1 protein-coding gene is annotated in these 1,221 nt (G+C 66.3%); it reads right to left on the bottom strand.

Going from position 1 to position 1,221, the window contains the following annotated elements; translation table 11 throughout:
- Positions 1 to 21 precede the first annotated feature (21 nt).
- Positions 22 to 1,146 (bottom strand): ISAs1 family transposase, encoded by a 1,125-nt coding sequence (locus tag HCR68_RS13910; protein WP_167150455.1) that lies wholly within the window; start codon positions 1,144 to 1,146, stop codon positions 22 to 24.
- Positions 1,147 to 1,221: the final 75 nt, after the last annotated feature.

Genomic DNA, 1,221 nt, shown 5'->3' with positions numbered 1-1,221 from the left:
CAGGGGGTCGGCAAAGTCGGTTTAGGGGGTTGGTTGGGTCAGTAGTCTGATGGCTCGTTTGGGGCGTCTGGACAGGGATCTGGTGGTTGAGGCGATGGAGACGCCGGGCCCAAGGAAGAGGCGGATGAGGCTGATGGCCAGGTTGCGCAGTGCGGCCATGACCTCGGGGCCGTTAGCAGTGCGTAGCTGGTGGCGGTCCTCGTCGAAGATGACGTCTCTGACCCAGTGGAGCCGGTTCTCGATTCCCCAGTGGCCTTGGAGCCAGGCGGCGATGGCCTCGGGCTGGGCGTCGGTCATGGGTAGGGAGCAGATCAGGTAGACCACTTCAACATGCTTCCTGCTCTTGATAGTCCTGGTGCGTCGAACCTGGACCACCTGAGCAGCCCCGGGGAAGTCCACCCAGGCGGGGGCCTCGACGGCCTTGACGGTGCGTCGCACCCGCCGCCCGTGAGAGGTGTCGACACCTGAGACGGACGGGACGCTCTTCCAGGGAAGGTTCTTGAGCGTCCTGCGCAGGGTCTTCTGGTTGCCCTTGACGGTGAGAAGGTAGTGACCACCACGCTGGGCGATCCACTCGGCTGTGTCTACCTGGGTGTGCATCGCGTCGGCGGTGATCACCGCCCCGTCGAGGTCCAACGGTTCGAGAAGGACCGGTAGGGAGGGGATCTCGTTGGACTTGTCCGCCACCCGCTCCTGGGTCAGCACGGCTCCGGTGGCCTGGTCCAGGGCGGACAGGAGATGAGGCGCCGACACCTGCCCCTGGCGAGCTCCACGCATGGTCTTGCCGTCCACCGCGATGACTGTTCTTCCTTCGATGGTACCGGTACGCGTGCACAACCATGACCTCAGGAGGGTGTTGAGACCTGTGGGATCCAGGTCCTGCAGGACCCTGCGGATCGTGGGCTCCGACGGCAGGGCCTGGCCCGCCTCCACCCCCAAAGACCGCAGGTCGGCGGCGGTCAGGTCGGTGGTGTGCTCCCATATCGCCGTCAGGCTCCGGGCACCGGCCAGCACCCCGGTGATGGCCAGGGACAGCACCGTGGGCAGGTCATGGCGCACACCCCGCCGATCGCGGGGGTCCGTCACGTTCCTGAGAACCTGGGTCAGGGGCTGGCGAGACAGGGCGGTCGTGGTGGAGGATGGCATCAGCGCGGGCTCCCAGGACGAGGAGATGACTAGACACCACTCATCGTCCCCACGGGGCCCGCGCCCCTGTCCTAG

The organism is Actinomyces sp. ZJ308, from assembly GCF_011752065.1.
Lineage (GTDB): Bacteria > Actinomycetota > Actinomycetes > Actinomycetales > Actinomycetaceae > Actinomyces.
The sequence above is the reverse complement of the archived record's forward strand: the minus strand, read 5'-3'. Positions and strand labels throughout refer to the sequence as shown.

Excerpts from the sequence above, each read along its gene's own strand:
- HCR68_RS13910 (WP_167150455.1), bottom strand. The coding sequence starts at position 1,146 with ATGCCATCCTCCACCACGACCGCCCTGTCTCGCCAGCCCCTGACCCAG.